The sequence below is a fragment of the Streptomyces sp. M41 genome, assembly GCF_043673425.1.
Taxonomy (GTDB): domain Bacteria; phylum Actinomycetota; class Actinomycetes; order Streptomycetales; family Streptomycetaceae; genus Streptomyces.
Genome location: NZ_JBIMKE010000005.1, coordinates 37463 through 53488, shown reverse-complemented (window position 1 = coordinate 53488; position 16026 = coordinate 37463). Strand labels below are relative to the sequence as shown.

The 16026-nt window shown below is 64.9% G+C and carries 19 protein-coding genes; 8 read left to right on the top strand and 11 right to left on the bottom strand.

Annotation, left to right across the window (positions count from 1 at the left end; genetic code table 11):
* Positions 1 to 44: 44 nt before the first annotated feature.
* A complete protein-coding gene (locus ACHBTE_RS08745) occupies positions 45 to 515 on the top strand; it encodes a hypothetical protein (protein WP_394722950.1) in 471 nt (156 codons plus the stop codon).
* A 538-nt stretch (positions 516 to 1053) separates the two neighbouring features.
* Here ACHBTE_RS08745 and ACHBTE_RS08740 read toward each other — a convergent pair.
* From ACHBTE_RS08740 to ACHBTE_RS08730, 3 genes are all read right to left on the bottom strand, one after another.
* Positions 1054 to 1368 carry a hypothetical protein gene (locus ACHBTE_RS08740; RefSeq protein WP_394722948.1) on the bottom strand — a complete coding sequence of 105 codons (315 nt, stop codon included), beginning with the start codon at positions 1366 to 1368 and terminating at the stop codon, positions 1054 to 1056.
* Positions 1369 to 1758: 390 nt separating this feature from the next.
* Complete coding sequence (locus tag ACHBTE_RS08735; RefSeq protein WP_394722946.1) at positions 1759 to 2622, bottom strand: choice-of-anchor K domain-containing protein; 864 nt, start codon at positions 2620 to 2622, stop codon at positions 1759 to 1761.
* A gap of 20 nt (positions 2623 to 2642) precedes the next feature.
* Positions 2643 to 3257, bottom strand: coding sequence for a hypothetical protein (locus ACHBTE_RS08730; RefSeq protein ID WP_394722945.1), 615 nt, complete (start codon positions 3255 to 3257; stop codon positions 2643 to 2645).
* Between the two features lie 392 nt (positions 3258 to 3649).
* Here ACHBTE_RS08730 and ACHBTE_RS08725 point away from each other — a divergent pair, with 392 nt between their 5' ends.
* Entirely contained in the window at positions 3650 to 3937 is a 288-nt protein-coding gene (locus ACHBTE_RS08725) for a hypothetical protein (protein ID WP_394722944.1), read from the top strand.
* A gap of 409 nt (positions 3938 to 4346) precedes the next feature.
* Here the strand turns inward: ACHBTE_RS08725 and ACHBTE_RS08720 are convergent, their stop codons facing one another.
* Together ACHBTE_RS08720 and ACHBTE_RS08715 are read right to left on the bottom strand one after the other, a co-directional pair.
* The gene (locus ACHBTE_RS08720; RefSeq protein ID WP_394722943.1) at positions 4347 to 4769 is read right to left on the bottom strand and encodes a PIN domain nuclease; all 423 of its coding nucleotides are present in this window, start codon (positions 4767 to 4769) and stop codon (positions 4347 to 4349) included.
* A complete protein-coding gene (locus ACHBTE_RS08715; RefSeq protein ID WP_020113663.1) occupies positions 4766 to 4981 on the bottom strand; it encodes a type II toxin-antitoxin system VapB family antitoxin in 216 nt (71 codons plus the stop codon). The genes ACHBTE_RS08720 and ACHBTE_RS08715 overlap by 4 nt, the downstream gene beginning before the upstream one ends.
* Positions 4982 to 5276: 295 nt before the next feature.
* Here ACHBTE_RS08715 and ACHBTE_RS08710 point away from each other — a divergent pair, with 295 nt between their 5' ends.
* Positions 5277 to 7316, top strand: coding sequence for a TerD family protein (locus tag ACHBTE_RS08710; RefSeq protein WP_394722942.1), 2040 nt, complete (start codon positions 5277 to 5279; stop codon positions 7314 to 7316).
* 419 nt (positions 7317 to 7735) lie between these two features.
* On the opposite strand, the gene ACHBTE_RS08705 is transcribed toward ACHBTE_RS08710, so the two are convergent.
* The gene (locus ACHBTE_RS08705; RefSeq protein ID WP_394722941.1) at positions 7736 to 8266 is read right to left on the bottom strand and encodes a hypothetical protein; all 531 of its coding nucleotides are present in this window, start codon (positions 8264 to 8266) and stop codon (positions 7736 to 7738) included.
* Between the two features lie 453 nt (positions 8267 to 8719).
* On the opposite strand from ACHBTE_RS08705, the gene ACHBTE_RS08700 reads away from it, so the two are divergent.
* Together ACHBTE_RS08700 and ACHBTE_RS08695 are read left to right on the top strand one after the other, a co-directional pair.
* Positions 8720 to 9208 carry a hypothetical protein gene (locus ACHBTE_RS08700; protein ID WP_394722940.1) on the top strand — a complete coding sequence of 163 codons (489 nt, stop codon included), beginning with the start codon at positions 8720 to 8722 and terminating at the stop codon, positions 9206 to 9208.
* Positions 9205 to 9918, top strand: coding sequence for a hypothetical protein (locus tag ACHBTE_RS08695; protein WP_394722939.1), 714 nt, complete (start codon positions 9205 to 9207; stop codon positions 9916 to 9918). The genes ACHBTE_RS08700 and ACHBTE_RS08695 overlap by 4 nt, the downstream gene beginning before the upstream one ends.
* Positions 9919 to 10235: 317 nt before the next feature.
* Here the strand turns inward: ACHBTE_RS08695 and ACHBTE_RS08690 are convergent, their stop codons facing one another.
* The 5 genes from ACHBTE_RS08690 to ACHBTE_RS08670 all read right to left on the bottom strand — a co-directional run bounded on the left by ACHBTE_RS08690 (position 10236) and on the right by ACHBTE_RS08670 (position 13205).
* A complete protein-coding gene (locus tag ACHBTE_RS08690) occupies positions 10236 to 11222 on the bottom strand; it encodes a PIN domain-containing protein (RefSeq protein ID WP_394722938.1) in 987 nt (328 codons plus the stop codon).
* Positions 11223 to 11607: 385 nt separating this feature from the next.
* Positions 11608 to 11985 (bottom strand): hypothetical protein, encoded by a 378-nt coding sequence (locus ACHBTE_RS08685; protein ID WP_394722937.1) that lies wholly within the window; start codon positions 11983 to 11985, stop codon positions 11608 to 11610.
* Positions 11982 to 12158, bottom strand: coding sequence for a hypothetical protein (locus ACHBTE_RS08680; RefSeq protein ID WP_394722936.1), 177 nt, complete (start codon positions 12156 to 12158; stop codon positions 11982 to 11984). The genes ACHBTE_RS08685 and ACHBTE_RS08680 overlap by 4 nt, the downstream gene beginning before the upstream one ends.
* Before the next feature lie 164 nt (positions 12159 to 12322).
* On the bottom strand, positions 12323 to 12751 hold the full coding sequence (locus tag ACHBTE_RS08675; RefSeq protein ID WP_394722934.1) for an ATP-binding protein: 429 nt from the start codon (positions 12749 to 12751) through the stop codon (positions 12323 to 12325).
* A 46-nt stretch (positions 12752 to 12797) separates the two neighbouring features.
* On the bottom strand, positions 12798 to 13205 hold the full coding sequence (locus ACHBTE_RS08670; protein ID WP_394722933.1) for an NUDIX hydrolase: 408 nt from the start codon (positions 13203 to 13205) through the stop codon (positions 12798 to 12800).
* Between the two features lie 107 nt (positions 13206 to 13312).
* Between ACHBTE_RS08670 and ACHBTE_RS08665 the strand changes: the two genes are divergently transcribed.
* From ACHBTE_RS08665 to ACHBTE_RS08655, 3 genes are all read left to right on the top strand, one after another.
* The gene (locus ACHBTE_RS08665) at positions 13313 to 14098 is read left to right on the top strand and encodes a GntR family transcriptional regulator (protein ID WP_394722931.1); all 786 of its coding nucleotides are present in this window, start codon (positions 13313 to 13315) and stop codon (positions 14096 to 14098) included.
* A gap of 165 nt (positions 14099 to 14263) precedes the next feature.
* Complete coding sequence (locus ACHBTE_RS08660; RefSeq protein ID WP_394722930.1) at positions 14264 to 14620, top strand: hypothetical protein; 357 nt, start codon at positions 14264 to 14266, stop codon at positions 14618 to 14620.
* Positions 14620 to 15996 carry an FtsK/SpoIIIE domain-containing protein gene (locus tag ACHBTE_RS08655; protein ID WP_394722929.1) on the top strand — a complete coding sequence of 459 codons (1377 nt, stop codon included), beginning with the start codon at positions 14620 to 14622 and terminating at the stop codon, positions 15994 to 15996. The genes ACHBTE_RS08660 and ACHBTE_RS08655 overlap by 1 nt, the downstream gene beginning before the upstream one ends.
* The last annotated feature ends 30 nt before the right edge of the window (positions 15997 to 16026 follow it).

Here is a 16026-nt window from a genome sequence, read left to right as displayed (position 1 = left end):
CGGATCCGCTCACGCGGACGCATCCATCCACTGAAGGGATACGCATGGCCACGCAGACCCAGTCCCCCGTCCAGTCGGGTTCCGAGAGCAAGCTCTACATCCTCCAACAGGGCATCGTCGAGGACGCGCCGGGCGGAGTCCCCGCCCACCTCAGCTTCGGCATCCTCAGCACCGTCTCCGACCCGGTGAACCCCGGGGACATCACCTTCACCCTGAAGGCACCCACCGGCTTCGTGTTCACCGGCTGGCTCTCCTGGGCCTACCACGACGTCAAGACGCTCCAGGCGAGAGGCAACCTGGAGACCACCCAGGGCACGCTCGGCGACGGAGGCCGCACTCTGACCTTCACCCACAACCCGTACCTGTCCACCAACAAGGAGTGCCTCGGCTACGGCGCCCAGGTCACCGCCGTCGACGGCGCGACCCCGGGCCGCTACACAGACGGAGAGCTCAAGGTGGGCGCCGCCGCCCCGATCAAGCTCAAGGGCCGCGTCCTCGACCCCAACGAGGACTGAGCCCACCCGACGAACCGGCCCGTCGGTGGCTCTGCCGGCTCTGCCGGAGCCACCGACGGGTCACGCGGTGGAGGAAGGCCGGGATGTAAGGAGCAGGGAATCCTCTGTCGGGCCGTATCCGGCGCGCTGCCTCGTGGTGCCACGGCTGCGACGGGGGAAGCCACGCGTATGGACCCTGGGGGTGCGCCGGCCGCCGCGATGCTGCCGGCGTCGTCACTGCCCGCGAACGCCGCCTCGGCGCAGGGCACGGCCGAGCGGGATCCGGCGGACAGCAAGCCCGGGAACGCGTGGCTCAGCCCCCCTTCTACTGACGCAACGTCCTCGGCACCCGGTTGCCCGAGGCGTGATCCACGCGTCGTCGTCACCGAGCCGGATCGCACGGGGCCGACGTGCACATTCAGGTGGCGCCCGGACAACACGCGCAATCCCGCGGGAGCGCAACGGGCGCCCTCGCCGAGCTGACGAGGGCGCCATGTCGGGGTGGCGACGCTCTACGACAGCCCCGCCGAGTCAGACGTGTGAGGGCTGTCGTCCGGGGTCACTTGAGGGGTTCCAGCTCCGCGATGACCAGCGCTTCGACCTGTCCCTTGAACTGCCAGCTGGCGTCGGCTGCTGCGACCTTCTTGTGCGGCCGCAGGTTGGCCTTGAGCACGACCTGCCCCGAGTCGTGGCCGTTTCCCTCGAACCGCAGGTTGATCTCCTGGCCGCCGATCTCGAAGTCTTCCACGGCTCCGTTGTACAGAACCTCGAACTTGAACGACCGGAGCGCCACATCGACGATACGGTTGTCCCTTTCGTCCACGCGAATCTTGTGCCTGAACTCGACCGGCTCTTTCGTCTCGAACGCTTCCAAACACGAAGTCTGTGGCACGGTGAACTTGATTACTTTGAATGCTACTGACATGCGGTGTACCTCCTGTGCGAGCGGCGGGAACACCGCTCGATCGAAGAACTCCAATGCGAGGTAGGCCCTCCACTGAAGTACGGGCAGATCCGATCCTTGTCGCCCTGATTTCAGCCGGAGGCTGTCATCAGTCGAACGCCATCGATTCGGACCTTCGCGCGCAATGTGGGTCGATGGACGAATTCGCGCCTATGGAACCGCAGGCAAGAACTCGTTGACCGGACGAAAGCGCGACGTGAGAGATCACCAAATGAGAGGCATGTGCCTCCATCGGGTCGATCACCTGCCCGGCAGGCGCCGATTCGGCTCCGCCGGGAGCCGGGGACCGGCACGGCTCTGCTACGGCGTGTCGGCCTTGTTGAAACCCTTGTCGCGGTACGGGAACTGGTCCACGACGAAATCACCGCGGCGCAGGCGGGCGATGCCGCCCTCGTCACGCCAGACCTGCTGAGCGGAACCGAAGGAGAATCCACCGAACTCCGGATGGGTCTCGTTGGTGTAGACGCGGTAGCGTCCGCCGGACTGGATGACCGTTCCGGAGGGGAAGGAGAAGGAACGCCCCGTGGTCTTGCACTCCACGACCCAGCCGGTCAGGTCCTGTGGTGCACCGCCCTTGTTGCGGATCTCCACATACTCGTCGGGCTGGCTCGGGCCGGTCCCCAGGTAGTGCAGGTCGGAGATGATCACGTCGGGCTCATCGGAGGAGAACATGCACAGCACCTCGGCGAAGTTGACCGCGCCCTCGGGGCTGCGGAACTGCCGGAAGATCCGGCCGTCGCGCCTGAAACCGCCCAGTACCGCCTTGTACTGCTTTCCGGCGATCGTGACGGGCCGGGGGTGGACGAAGCTCCGGAGGTCGACCAGGTCGTCGTCTGCAGGACTGCTGCCCGTGTCGTTGGGTGTCTCGTCGTGATGGAACGTGAAGTGCAGATCGGTCGTGCTGCCGTCCTGGAACACCACGTTGACGGTGAGATCGACGTCGAACTCCTCAGGCTCGACGTCCACGGGAACGTTGCGATGCACGAAGGTGCCGACGACGAACTCGGTGCCGTCGAGTTGGATGTCGGCGGCGGAGCCGCGGAACTGGTATCCGCTCCGGCTGTCGCTGCTGCCCCATCTGATGTCCGCGGTGCCCGCTCCGGTGACCTTGGAGGGATCCAGGGTGGTGGTCGGGAAGACGCCGGACGTGACGACGGTGGTCATGGTGTGTGACTCCTGCTCTCTCAGTCCTCGTCCTTGATGACCTCGGCCTTGAGCTTGGCCTTGGGCGCGGTGCCGATCTGGGCGATGCCGTCGGTGTGACGGCCGGCCTCGGCCCCGTCGACGGCTTCGAGGCCGCAGGTGTAGACGAGCAGGTCCTTGTCCGCATCGCCGGTGTTCAGGTGCACGTGGTAGGTGAAGGTCAACGTGCGCTTGTCCTTGCTGAGCTCGGGCCGGACGCGCGGCAGGTCTCCGCCGGTGGTCTCGTTGATGCGCTTGTACTGCGCGCCGACGGTGCCGTTCCACCGGAATCCGGTGGGGGCGGTAAAGACGTGTTCCTGTTCGCCGGCGTCGACCGTCTCGGTCCAGTTCGGCGTACGGACACAGACGTTGATGGTGGTACCGAAGCCGCCGGGAGCGTCCTCGACTCCGCCCTCCTGCCACACCACGATGTTCAGCTTCTGGGCCTTGGCGTGCTCGTAACCCCAGTCGTAGCCGTTCGCGTACTGGTCCTTCTCGCCACGGGTGCCGTCGCGCGGCGGATCGGCGTACGGGTGGCCGGCCAGTGCATCAGCGCGTCCCTGTTCCTCTCCCCGTTCGTAGGCTGCCTTCTTCGCGGACTCCACGTCAGTGCTCATCTTCGGGTACTCCAGATGTCCGGAACTGTCCGGGACGGAAACGCTGGACGCCGGGGCGGCTCAGGCCGGGGCCTCGTGGAGACGGACGTCCTGCACCGAACACGCCAGCCGCGTACATATATAGCCGTTGCTGCCGTGGTGGCATGCCACCGTTCCTCCGTTTGGAATGCCGGATCGATTCAGCATCGCTTTTTCGAGGGTATTCGAAGCACGCGGGAGCGCAGTAAAGCCAAGCGCGGAAGTTTCGAGCTGTTGCACTCGTCCGCGAATTCACGGAGGTATGTCACCCCCGGACCCGCCGCGCACTCTCGCGACCGCTGCATTCCCATGCAGTTCCCAGGCTTCTCCTCCCGTGCGGGTGCCCAAGCCGTATCCGAAGCCAGATGGTGCCAGTGGCGGAGCACGAGCAGCGCCAGATCACCGACGAGCAGTTCCACGACGCGACGCTGATCTGGAACTATCACCAGATGGGCCGGAACACCTGGCGCGAGTCGGCCCACGTCGCCATCGCGATCCTCGCGGCGATGGCTGCGGCAGCCGGCGCCGCGCACGCTCTGCCGTCGATGGGCGTGGGAGCAGACGGGCGCCCGTGGCTGATCCTGGGGGCGGCGGTTCCCGCCGCAACGCTGGTGGCCGGCTGGGGGCGGGTCACCCGCATCCTCAAACTGTTTCCTGCCTGACGCGGGGCAGCGCCCACGCGGTGGGGACCCTGGCGCAACTCCGGTTCGTGGTGGAGCGGGTGACGAGAATCGAACTCGCGCTCTCAGCTTGGGAAGCGACGGCGCTTGGGCGGCCGGATGGCCGCTGAATTGCGCTGCTTCGTCGTGCTGGCACCATTGCGTGCGGCCTGATCACACCGCTGTTGACCGTGGTTGTCCGCTCTTACGGGCACGCTATGGGCGCTATGGGCACGTGGCGCGAAGACTGGTGGGCAGAGCGCGTGCGCGGACGGTCGTTGTGTTGGCGGGGCTTGGTCGGACGTCCAGTTGGTAACGCCTTCGCACGTGCACAGAGCTGGGCGAAGCCCGTTTTACGTTGCAAGGCCGACGGTCGCGGCTTCCTCCGAAACGGTCGAGGCTTGCCGTTGGTTCATTTTCCGGCTTCGGGGCCGTACCACTGGAGCGCCTGACCAGTGACGGCGGCGATGCATTCGAAGTCCCGGTCACGGTGCAGCAGCGTCAGTCCCTGCAACTCGGCCGTGGCAGCCACCACGAGATCGACGGCTCCGGCACTGTGGTGCTGTCCGCGCTGGGTGAGGACCTCCTGGACCCGCCAGGCGCGGTCGTAGGCGCGGTCGTCGACCGGCACCCAGCCGAAGAGCAGGCGCATGTCTTCGATGCCTTGTGCCCGGTCGGCGGCGGAACGCGCGCTGTAGAAGAATTCCAACTCGGTGATGGGGCAGGTGGCGATGAGCCCGGCGGCGGCCGCCTGGTCCCATCCGTACTGCTCGGCGTCGCCGCGCAGCATACGGGCGAGTGCGCTGGTGTCGATCAGGTATTGCGCGGCGTTCACCGGCGGTAGTTTCCTTTGTCCTCGAAGAGATCGAGGTCGAAGGCACCCTCTTCCGCCGACGCCCGTAGGCGGGTGAGCGCCAGGGCTCGCCGCCGGTTCTCCAGCACCTCGCGCAGGGCGGTGTTCACCGTCTCCTTCTTGGTGCTGGTGCCGAGGGCCTTGGCCACGTCCGCGACCAGCTGGTCGTCGAGGTCGATCACGGTTCGGCTCATCGACAGCACCTCCATTGATATCAACAGTGTCATCGATTATATCTGCGCCTGCACATGGGGCCGAGTCGACAGGAGCGGTGGTTGAGCCGTAGTCCCGTCCCGGCCATGGCCGATGGAAGGCCATGTCGAGCGCCCGTATTGCGCCCCGAAGTTTCCGGCGGGACCGCCCACGGGCTGTGCTCGTCTGACACTAGAGTGCCGTGTGCATTGAGTGTGTGGCACATCACACCGGGTTGGCCGACGGAGGACGAGGGGTGGCCACCCAGGTACGGCGTGCGCTGAACGGGTGGGGGTTATGTACGAGTTGATCAAGGGCGCCAACGTAGGTCTGGCGGCCCTCAGTGAAAGCGTCGACTCCGTGATCGTGAGTCTGGACTGGACCAGCCCGACGGGTGAGGGCGACGCGGATGTCTCCGTTCTGCTGCTGGACGCAAACGGCAAGGTGCGAAGCGACGCCGACTTCTACTTCTACAACAATCCGGTCGCCTCGGACGGGAGCGTGCAGCTCCTGGGCAAGACACCCACGGGGAGCGGCAACAAGGACCGGATCGGCTTCGATCTGACCGCGATCCCGGACGACATCGATCGGATCGTGGTGTCCGCGAGCCGGTACGGCGGAGCCCACTTCGGCGAACTGGACGATCTGCAGCTGACGTTGGCCGACGGTTCCGGCGAGAGTCTGCTCCGATTCGTGATCGAGGACGCCGGCCCGGTGAGCGCCTTCATCTTCGGTGAGCTCTACCGCCGCGGCGGAGAGTGGAAGCTACGGGCCGTCGGACAGGGTTACGACGCCGGACTGGCGGGCCTGGCAACGGACTTCGGCGTCGACATCGAGGACGACGCGGCTGCCGAGGAGACGCTGGACGACGCGGCCGGCGAAGCGCAGACGGATACGACCGGCCCCAAGCCCGGCGCCCATCGCGAACCGCAAGCGACCCTGCAGGCCATCCCGGCGCCCCGGCAACCCGACGAAGACGCCGAACCGAAGAAGCGGCCTGCACGGCCCCGCACCGCCAGGAAGAAGGTCACTCTGCCCAAGGCCGCCAAGAAGTCCTTGGCGGAGAACAAGTCCTGGAAGGAGGCCAGGCTCTTTCCGGTCTCCGCGCTCAAGAGCGATCGGGACCGAGAAATGCGGGCCACCTCGGTGCTGTTGTCGGTGATGACACAGATCCCGGAGTTCGGCCGGAGACTCACCGCCGCGTTCGGAGCGCCCGCGGGCCGCATGGAGACGTTCACCGAGGTCTCACTGCCGCACGGCGACAGCCCACGACGCCCTGACGGTGTGATCCGCGTCGAGCGCGCCGGCAACCTATGGACGGCGCTGGTGGAGACCAAGACGAACGGCAACGCCCTCAAGGCCGAACAGGTGCAGGCGTACATGGACATCGCCGCCCGCCGAGGCTACGAGGCGGTCATCACCCTGTCGAACGACGTCGCGTTGGAAGGCAGCCCGTTGGTCGATGTCAGGATCGACGGACGGCGCAAGCACAAGGTGGCTCTCTGGCACCTGTCCTGGGCCGAAGTAGCCCATCAGGCCCAGATGTTGATCCGGCACGAGGGTGTGGGCAACATGGCCCACGCCTGGCTGCTCCAGGAGCTGCTGCATTACCTCCAGCACGAGAACTCCGGATGTCACGGCTTCCAGAACATGGGTGCCGCCTGGGTCCCCGTACGCAACGGAATCGACGACGAGACCCTGTGCCAGGGAGATCCACGGGCCCTTGAGGTGGTGGAGAGCTGGGAGCGGCTCGTCCGCCAGGTCTGTCTCAGACTCGGTGGCGAACTCGGGCACAAGGTTCTGCCCGTCCAGCGCGCGAAGCGCGGAACCGATCCAGGGGCTCGCCGAACCCGCCTTGCCGACCAGCTCTGCCTCGAAGGGAGACTCCAGGCCGAGCTGCGCATCGAGGGCACACCCGGCGTTCTCGCGATCACAGCAGACCTTCGTACCGGCAAACTCCGCACCTCCATCGAGATTCCTGCGCCCGAGCAGGGCTATCCCCTGACCTGGGCAAAACAGCTCGTCCGACGCCTTGCGGAGGCTCCCGCCGACCTCCACGTCGAGACACTGGTGGAGGGCGAGGCAGGAGGCCCACGGGGCACACTGGAACGGCTGCGCCCGGAGCCGGCGGACATGCTGCCGAAAAACGGCACACAGATCGCCGGTTTCCGTCTGTCTCTCTTCAAAGGCATGGGCAGCAGCCGTGGCAACGCCGAGTCCGGCTTCATCCGCAGTGTCGATGAAGCCGTGCACCGGTTCTACGCCACAGTGGTGGCCCACCTGGACCGCCCGGCACCTCGACGGGCACAGTCCGCAGAACGATCTGCCACGGGCTGACGCAGACTTGGGGCACGGGACGGCCGTCCTGATCAAGAGCGCACGGTATATCCGTCCCGTAGCCCTCGGGGAAGCGCCGCCGAGCTATCGGCGCTCCGGCGGCGAGCGGCAGAGCATGAGAGTGCCGGACTGGACGAGATGCGCCCACGCGTCTGGGCAACAAACAACCCCCCGGGTCTCTGACCTGGGGGTTCGTGTTGGAGCGGGTGACGAGAATCGAACTCGCGCTCTCAGCTTGGGAAGCTAAGGTGATCCAAGTGCGGGAGCTCTGCTGACCTGCGGCGGAGCGGCATCAGCGTCTGGTTGGCGGTCGCCTGATTCTCCGGTGTTCCCCGTGGCTCCCCGCACGATCTGGCACGGTCTGGCACGGCCTAGGAAGCAGAAGAGTCCCCGCCTCGGCCCCACTGGCGGATTGCGGATCAGTTCGGGACGGAGACGGCCACTGGGTTGCCTCCAAGACTCCATGACACCCAAATCTCGCCCGGCAGAGGTGTTGCCAGAGAAGCAGCCATGAGGAACTCCACGGATTCACCGGGGCGCACAACTGCATCTTCGGGAAGGTTGGATGTGATGGAGGGCATGTTGGAGGGATCAACTCGCACCCCAGTAGCCGTGTCGCTTCCGACGTTGCGCAGCAGATAGACATGCTCGCCTCGACGTTCCAGCGCCCACTGAATCGACGACGGACTTGGTTGAGGCGGCGAGCCGGGTTCCAGGCCGTGCGTCGCGATCAGCTGCTCTAGCATCTGCTCCACTGCGAAGGCTCGACGTTCTGCGGCTTCGGTCTGACGATGCGCAAGCTCTGTGGCCTCGCGTTGCACACGTGCCTGCTCTTCTTGTTCGCCCTTCATCTTCCTGCTCTGCAACCATGCCGTCACAGCTACGAGCACGGCGACCAGCGTGCTGGCCCAGGTTGCGGCATCGCCTGCCTCAACTGCCATATTCACCATGCTCAGGACCCTAGATCCACAGGACTTTCCTTGGGACTCAATCGGTTGATGAGAGTCGTGAGCGGAGCCTCGCCGGTGTACGTGCCGTAGCTTGGGAAGCTGCGATCATTTGAGGTCGATCTGGGCGCTGACCTGGGCCAACAGCCGAGGTGTGGCGTCGTCGGGCCCGGCTGCTTTCACCGTGGTTCCCCGCAGTTCCCCGCTCGATCTGGTGCGCTCGTGGTGCGCCAAAGGCCGCCGTCCTGCGGAACCCGCTGCTTCCTCACAGGCGAGGACGGGCACACCGCCGAGACACTCGCCTCCGGCCGGCGGACGATGCCTGAGCGGAATCGCATATCTCTCGAATAGAACGCGAGCATGGACGCTCCAAGGTGCCCGGATGCCCGGACCGTCCTACGGTGAAGGTATGGAACTCCTCTGAAGCAGAGACGGGAGCCTACCCGAGGAGCCTGAATGAGCCCTGCGGATTATCTTGCGGGAGGGGGCCTGGACGCTTTCCTAGCTAGTGGTACATGTAGAGGCGTAATTATACCTGCGGTAGGAGCAATCGTATCTGTCGTCGCCAGATGGAATATGCGCGATAGCTCATCAGGTGAGAAGGCTTGGGAGATATTCGCTTTGGGGCCAGATCTAACACTCGCCGGAATAATGGCGATACCGGCGCTTCTCATAGAGCGAGCCATCGCAATTGACAACGCAACCAGTGGTGGAAAGTATACTCAGCAGCAAGCAGAGGAAACATTCGGCCAAGTTGCCATCGGTGCCGCAGTTCTGGTTATTTTTCTCCTTGCGCTGGTTGAATTGAGTTACGAAAGGGCGGTTGGCAAGCCGTGCCGAAAGGGTGGCGGGGTTCTTAAGCCCCTGACTTTGGGAGTACTGATCCCTGGCACTATTGGAAGCATGTGCCTTGCGTTCGCGCTTCTTCTGGTGCCGCCGTCATGAGACGTCAAGTTGATGGCCTCCTGTTGATATTGAGCGTCGCCGCGTTCGCTATTACGCTTGCTTACGTTCTTTCAGCTGAGGCAGGCAAGGATGAAAGTAAGATACTGCTCGGACTTTCAGGTGCCGCCCTCTCGGTAGCTGCTGGCGCGGCCCTAATCGGCATACTTTGGGGTGGTCGCCGCAGGTCCCTGCTCAGAAGAGATCAAAAGGCGCTCTCACAGGTATACGAAGCACTGTCCCTGAGCCCTGCCGAGGAAACGCTCGCAAAAGGCCAGATCGCCACGCTTCAAAGTATGCTCAAGGCAACATCACTGGATGTAGCAGCGCATTTGTCTGTCGCGTCCGATGAAGTCAGATCTTGGCTTTATCTAAGAAATGGTGAGAAGGGGAGGATTTCCATCCATGAGGCTACCTCTGAAGGTTGGCCAGAGGTGCCAGCCGACGATGTCTTCCTGGGTCCGGTGAGTCAGGCAATGGAAGTGCGGCAAGCCGTAATCTCTTCATTTGAGGAATCGCCGACGGAAGCCCATCCCAGATGGGTATTGGCTGTCCCTGTCCTGGCCGCTCCTGAAAAAGCTATAGGAGTTCTGGCGATAGAGGGGAGTCGACACTTTTCCTGGCGTGAAACTGAATCCAAGGAGGTAGTCGGTGCTGCTGTATACTGGGCACAGCTCGCCGCGTTGATAGCGGCCGACAGAATCGAGACGTAACATGGGATCTCAGGGCAACAGAAAGTCGGCTACTGAGCTTTGGCGCAAAACCCTGAAGCCTGCCGTGGCGACGCGTCCATCACAGGGATTTCTGAACTTCGTTGATAGCTTGGGTGACCGGGAATCGGCGGACCGTGTTCGACTTGATCTCTTCGTCTCTGAAATGCGAAAACTCTATCAGGGCAAAGGTGATGGGCATCGACGGATGTCAAATCCGTAACGCATCTAGGTTTTGACCGGTCTGTGGCGTTCGCTGCACACTGGGCGGAATGGCGGGCCTGCGACGCCGCCGTTGATGTGTGTGGCGGCCGTCGAGTTTACGTATCGAGGAAGTCCCATTCTTCTCCGAGAACCCACCTCAGGGCAGAGAGCTTGCCATGGACAAAGCCCCATCCCCAGTCGTCCCATGGGCCGATGTCGTCCTCGCTATATCGTTGCTCAATATCACGCATAGCAGCGTTCATTTGCCCTTCTAGTTCAACGCTGAGCGGTTCATGGCGGCCATCCTCAATATTCTCTCGTAGGATGAGCTTCCGTACGTACCAGACTTTTTCGAAGTATTCATTCTCGGCCTTGAGGATTTCGGCAAGCGGCCGCGTCTCGGCCTGAACCAGCTCCACCTCTTCAGTTAGCTCTGCAAACTCGTCTCCGAAGTGGGTTAGCATCGTAGAATTAAGACCATCGACGCCGTATACGTATCGGGATCGGACCTGGTCAAAAATATCTACTAGGTCTGGATGGGGTTTTCGATGGTCGCCCTTCGGGATTGAGAAATCATCATGATTCGATGTGGCAAAGCAGAATATGTCGCCGGTTTCATCGTCGTTCTTGATCGCTGACCTGTAAAGCTCGATGAGCAAAGCATCCGCGACGCTGTTCTTGTTAAGGTGGAGTGGCGCCTTCTTTCCTAGACCACGTTTCACTGCGGCCTCGTTTTCGGCGGGTCCAGGTTCCAGCTTCCGGCCGCTCTTGAGAAGTTCGAATATCTCGGAGAAGTTCTGGAGGGAGCCCTCTGCGACATATGGGATCTGGTGGGCTATCTCGGCTATCCAGCGCTGAGCCTCCTCATCTCCGTAATCCTGGAGATCTTGCTTAAGTAGTCGAAATCGTTCACGAACGCTTTGGGTTGCGGCGTTCTCCGCTCTTGGCCGGTTTCTCTCGAACTCGTCGATGATGAGCGATGGCACCAGCAATTCAAGTTTCCCTTGATGCTTAAGAACGCGTATGGCGACGATCGTTTGCTGTCCGTCTCGCCGCCGAGCCATGTCAAGCCATATGGATGTGTCGATGAGAAGTCTGAGCACCGGAGTAGGCTACGGGAGTTCATGCCCGCGCGGCGGATCATTGAGGTCGGTGTAGCGGCTTTGGGGTGGCGCTGCTTTGGCGCGAGTGATCATGGCCCCGTAAGCTTCCGGCGCGTCGGGCAGTCTGTGGACCTGCCCGGTAAAGCACGACGTTGGGGCCATGATCTTCGAGGCTCGCGCCAAAGTGGCTCCGTAAAGCCGTGGAGCCGACCGCCCAGCCACGACGTACGCCTTCTCTGGCATCAGGCGGCTGCATGCTTTGAGCGCGGCGCGGGCGCCGGCCGGGTTGGAGCGGGGCGGAGACAGGAGCGCAGGCCCGGCCGGGGGCCGGGCCGCGCGCGGGGAGCGGAGCGAGCCGCCTTGAACCAGTAGAGAAAGTTGTAACTCAGTCGGTCGCGTGGGGCTTGAAGTCGTATGCGCAGGTTGGAAGTTCGACGTTCTCCCTGTGTGCGAGCGGTAGGAACGTGACCGGCCGCACTGTCCAGGTGATACGGGTGCCAGCCTGGTCCACCATGACTGAGCAGCGTTCCGCGCGGAGCAGGGCCCGTCTGGTTTCGACGCGGCCCTCATACAGCCACTGCCACGCTTGCTCTGACGCTGCCGCATCGAGTGCTGGGCTGATGGTGCGCAGTGCGACGGCTATCCACCGGTCTGCCTGCGCTGCTGAGTACGCGTCGAACGAAGCGTGGAGCGCCGGCCGTTGGTCCCTATCGAGGTTCTGTGTCCAGCACTCGCACCAGTAGCCGCGGGGGAGGTCGTTCACGTGGTGCCTCCCGGCGGGTAGGCGATGAGCACGTAGCGGGTGTTCTCGTCGTACAGCGTGAGTTGGTAGGCCGTGCCCGTGGCGAGGTAGGTCAGGGCGCGCTCGTGCTCTGCCTCGTCCGTCAGCCAGTAGCGCCCTGGTTGGGCGTATGCGGCGTCTAGCTGGTCTGTCACGTGGCCTGTGCGTTCGCGGAGCCAGCGCAGTGCAAGGCGGGGGCTGGCTGCACCGTGGGATCCCAGCAGGATGGCGCTCGTCTGGTGCAGGGGGTAGGCGGCTGCCCAGCAGCGGTAGGCACCCCAGCTGTCCTCAGCCGATAAGAGGTCCGCAGTCGTCGCTGTCAGCACGGGCGGTCTCCCGGGCGGATATCCCTGTAGAGCTCCGCGGTGACGGTGTGACCGCCGTCGCTGTCATGGACCACAACCCGGTGAGCGATCGCCGTCACCATGCCCAGGCCCCGGCCGTGCTCGGCCTCCTGGTCCTGGTGCTCGACCTTCGGGGCCATGCCGGTGCCGCCGTCGTCCGTGACCGACAGAGCGATGACCTGAGGGGAGACGGCAAGGGCCAGGTGGAAGCTGCCGGACGTGAGGCCGCTGGCGGTGTGGAGGATTGCGTTCGCGCTGAGCTCGCTCACGATCAGCTCGGCGTCCTCCGCTAACGGCGACCCCCGCAGGATGTCCCGCGTCCAGCGCCGCGCTCTGCTGACCTCTTCCGGAAATCCTGGGCAACTGAGCCCCCAGACCCGAGCAGTGCTCGTATACTCGTGCATACAAGTTCCTTCGTGCTGGTAGGCCGCCATGTGCAGCGGGTTCGGGCTAGACGAGTTTCACGCCGTCGTGGGAGCGGATGGCCGGCGGGGCGGCCGCGTCCAATGCGTCCAGGACGCGGATCGCGTATGCCTCGTCGGCGAGTTCGGTGACTTCTTCGCGGGTGGCCCAGCGCAGTGCGCGGGTCTCGTCGCCAGTGGAGGGCGTGCCGTCGGCAGCTTCGCAGCGGAAGACCAGCGAGACGATCAAGCCCGTCATGTTCTTGTAGACGCCGGTGAGGGTCGCGGGAAGTGCGATCTTGATGCCGGTCTCTTCGAGGACTTCGCGCTGGAGGGCCTCGGGGATGGTTTCCTCGCGTTCGAGGACTCCGCCCGGGGGTTCCCACTTGCCGTTGTCGCGGCGCTGGATCAAGAGGGCGCGGCCCTGGGCGTCGACGACGACTCCTGCAACGCTCACGGAGTGCGGACGGTCCATGCTCACGTTCCTCGGCCCTCTCGGCTGGCTAGGCTCTCCACCGTAGCAACAACACTCGCCCACTCGTCTAGATACCTAAAGGAGTACACGTGACGTCTCTCCCGAGCCTCCTCGGCGACCTGGACCCCACGAGTGATCGTGCGGTCTTCCGGCAGATCGCCGACCAGCTGCGCGAGGCCATCGACCGTGGGCGATTCAAGGAGGGCGAAAAGCTGCCCTCCGAGGCGGAGCTTGTCGACCACTACGGAGTTTCCCGTATGACGGTCCGAAACTCCTTCTCCATCCTCCAGGGCGAGGGCCTGGTCCACGCCGAGCACGGCAAGGGCGTCTTCGTGCGACCACGACCGCCCGTGCGACGCCTCGCCTCCGACCGGTTCGCCCGGCGCCACCGCGAGCAAGGCAAGTCCGCCTTCATCGTCGAGGCCGACGCCGCCGGCAGTCACCCGCAGGTCGACAGCCTGGAGGTCAAGGAAGAGAAGGCCAGCCAGGACATCTCCACCCGGCTGGGGTCCGTGCGGCGTGTGCTCGCCCGCCGGCGCCGGTACCTGCTCGACGGGCGACCGGTCGAGTTCGCCACCTCCTACCTGCCCCTCGACATCGCTCGCGGCACGCAGATCGCCGAACCCAACCCCGGCCCCGGTGGCATCTACGCCCGACTCGAAGAGCTGGGCCACCACCTCGACCACTTCGAAGAGGAGATCCGAGCCCGGATGCCCTCGCCGGCCGAAGTGAAGACGCTCAGGTTGGCCGCTGGCGTGCCCGTGATCCACCTGATCCGCACCGCGTACGACACCGAGGGGCGAGCTGTCGAGGTCTGCGACACGGTCATGGCGGCGGACGCGTACGTCCTGTCGTACCAGCTCCCGGCCACGTGAGGGCCTGACCGGCGGTGGTGCGCGGGGCCGTTCTCCCGAACTCGTACACCCCAACAGGCATACTCGTATAGACGAGTGGGCAAGTTGTGTGGCAAGGTGGTCGGCGTTCCCGGAGATCGGGTTCGAAGGCTGCATCTTGTATAGACGAGTAGATGGGAAGAAATCTTGCGCACCATCCGTGTGGAGACCTCGGCCGCAACGATCCTGCTGACCGAGGCGCCCGAGCCCAAGGTCCGCGACCGGCAGACCGGCGAGATCGCCAAGGACACCGTGAGCGGCGAGGCGCTGATGACGATCGGCGTCGTCTACATCGAGGAGGGGGAGTCGTCCCTGATCAAGGTGACCCTTCCGGAGAGCGGGGTGTCCGAGGGGCTGACGCTCGGAGCTCCGGTCTCGCTGCCCGGGCTCGTGGCCCGGCCGTGGGAGAGCGTGTTCAACGGGCAGCAGCGGCACGGCATCGCTTACCGCGCCGCCGCCGTCACTCCGGCCGCCTTCCCGGCCGCCACGGGAGCCGCTGCCTGATGACCGACATAGCGACGCTTCTGGAGGTGGGTGGTCCTGTCGCCGCGCTCGGCGGCGGGGCCGCCTACGCCCGGGCCAAACACCCCGGGATCTACTGGTCGACGGTCGGCCTGCCGATGTCCACGGCTCGGCTGCTCAGCTCGTACGGCTCGGTCATGGAAGCCTGCGGCCTGACCGTGGCGCCCTCTCGACTCCGGGTCCTGGCGGTCAAGGCCACCACCCGCCGCGAGGTCCGTCCCGTCCCGCCGCGTCGCGGCATCATTCGCCCCACCATGACCGGGCTCCGGCTCCGCCTGCGACTCGCACCAGGGCAGGAACCCGCCGACGTCGCCGCCTCCGCCGAACGGCTGCGGCACGCATGGGGAGTTCACGCCGTCTACGTCACCACCATCAAGCCCGGTGTCGTAGAGCTGCGGCTGGTCGGCTTCGACGTGCTGCGCAAGGTCCGTATGCCGCGCAAGGTCGCTGCCGACTTCCTGAAGGCCCCGGTGGCCCTGCGGGAGGACGCCACACCCTTCGTACGCGACTACCGAACCGTCCCACACGGCCTCACGCTCGGCGCCACCCTGTCCGGCAAGTCGATGTACCTGCGGCATCTGGTCGCCGGGCTCGCCCGGCAGCCCGTTGCTCTGGTTGGTATCGACTGCAAGCGGGGCGTTGAGCTGGCACCCTTCGCTCCACGCCTGTCGGCTCTCGCCACCGACCCTGACCAGGCAGCAGAGTTGCTGCCCGCGCACATCAGGGAAATGGAGGACCGCTACGACCTGATCAAGGCCCGGCAGGGCATCGCCCCGGCCACTCCGGACGAGGAAGTCACCTCCGACATCTGGGGACTCCCCGAGCACGAGCGGCCAGTGCCCCTCGTCTTGCTCGTGGACGAGGTGGCCGAACTCTTCCTCGTTGCAACGAAGAAGGAAGAAGAACGCCGGGACGAGATGGTCACCCAGCTCATCCGCCTCGCCCAGCTCGGCCGTGCGGCCGGCATCTATCTAGAGGTCTGCGGGCAGCGCTTCGGCGCCGAGCTGGGCAAGGGAGCGACCATGCTCCGGGCCCAGTTGACCGGCCGCGTCTGCCACCGCGTCAACGACGAAGCCTCCGCCAAGATGGCACTCGGCGACATCGCCCCCGAAGCGGTCTCCGCCGCCTGCGCCATCGCCCCCGAACAGCCCGGCCTCGCCATCGCCGGTGACACCTCCGGCGGCTGGTCCCGCATCCGCACGCCCTACCTCCCCCTCGCCGACGCCGCCAAGACCTGCCACGCATCGGCCCACCTGGTCCCCGACATGCCTGCACTCAAGCCCTTCCGGCCCAACGTGCCCGTACGGCTGGTCGAGCCCCTGGCTCCGGTCGTGAAGCCGCGCCCGGTGACCGACTGACCTGCCCTTCCCCAACCGGTCGGCGTGACC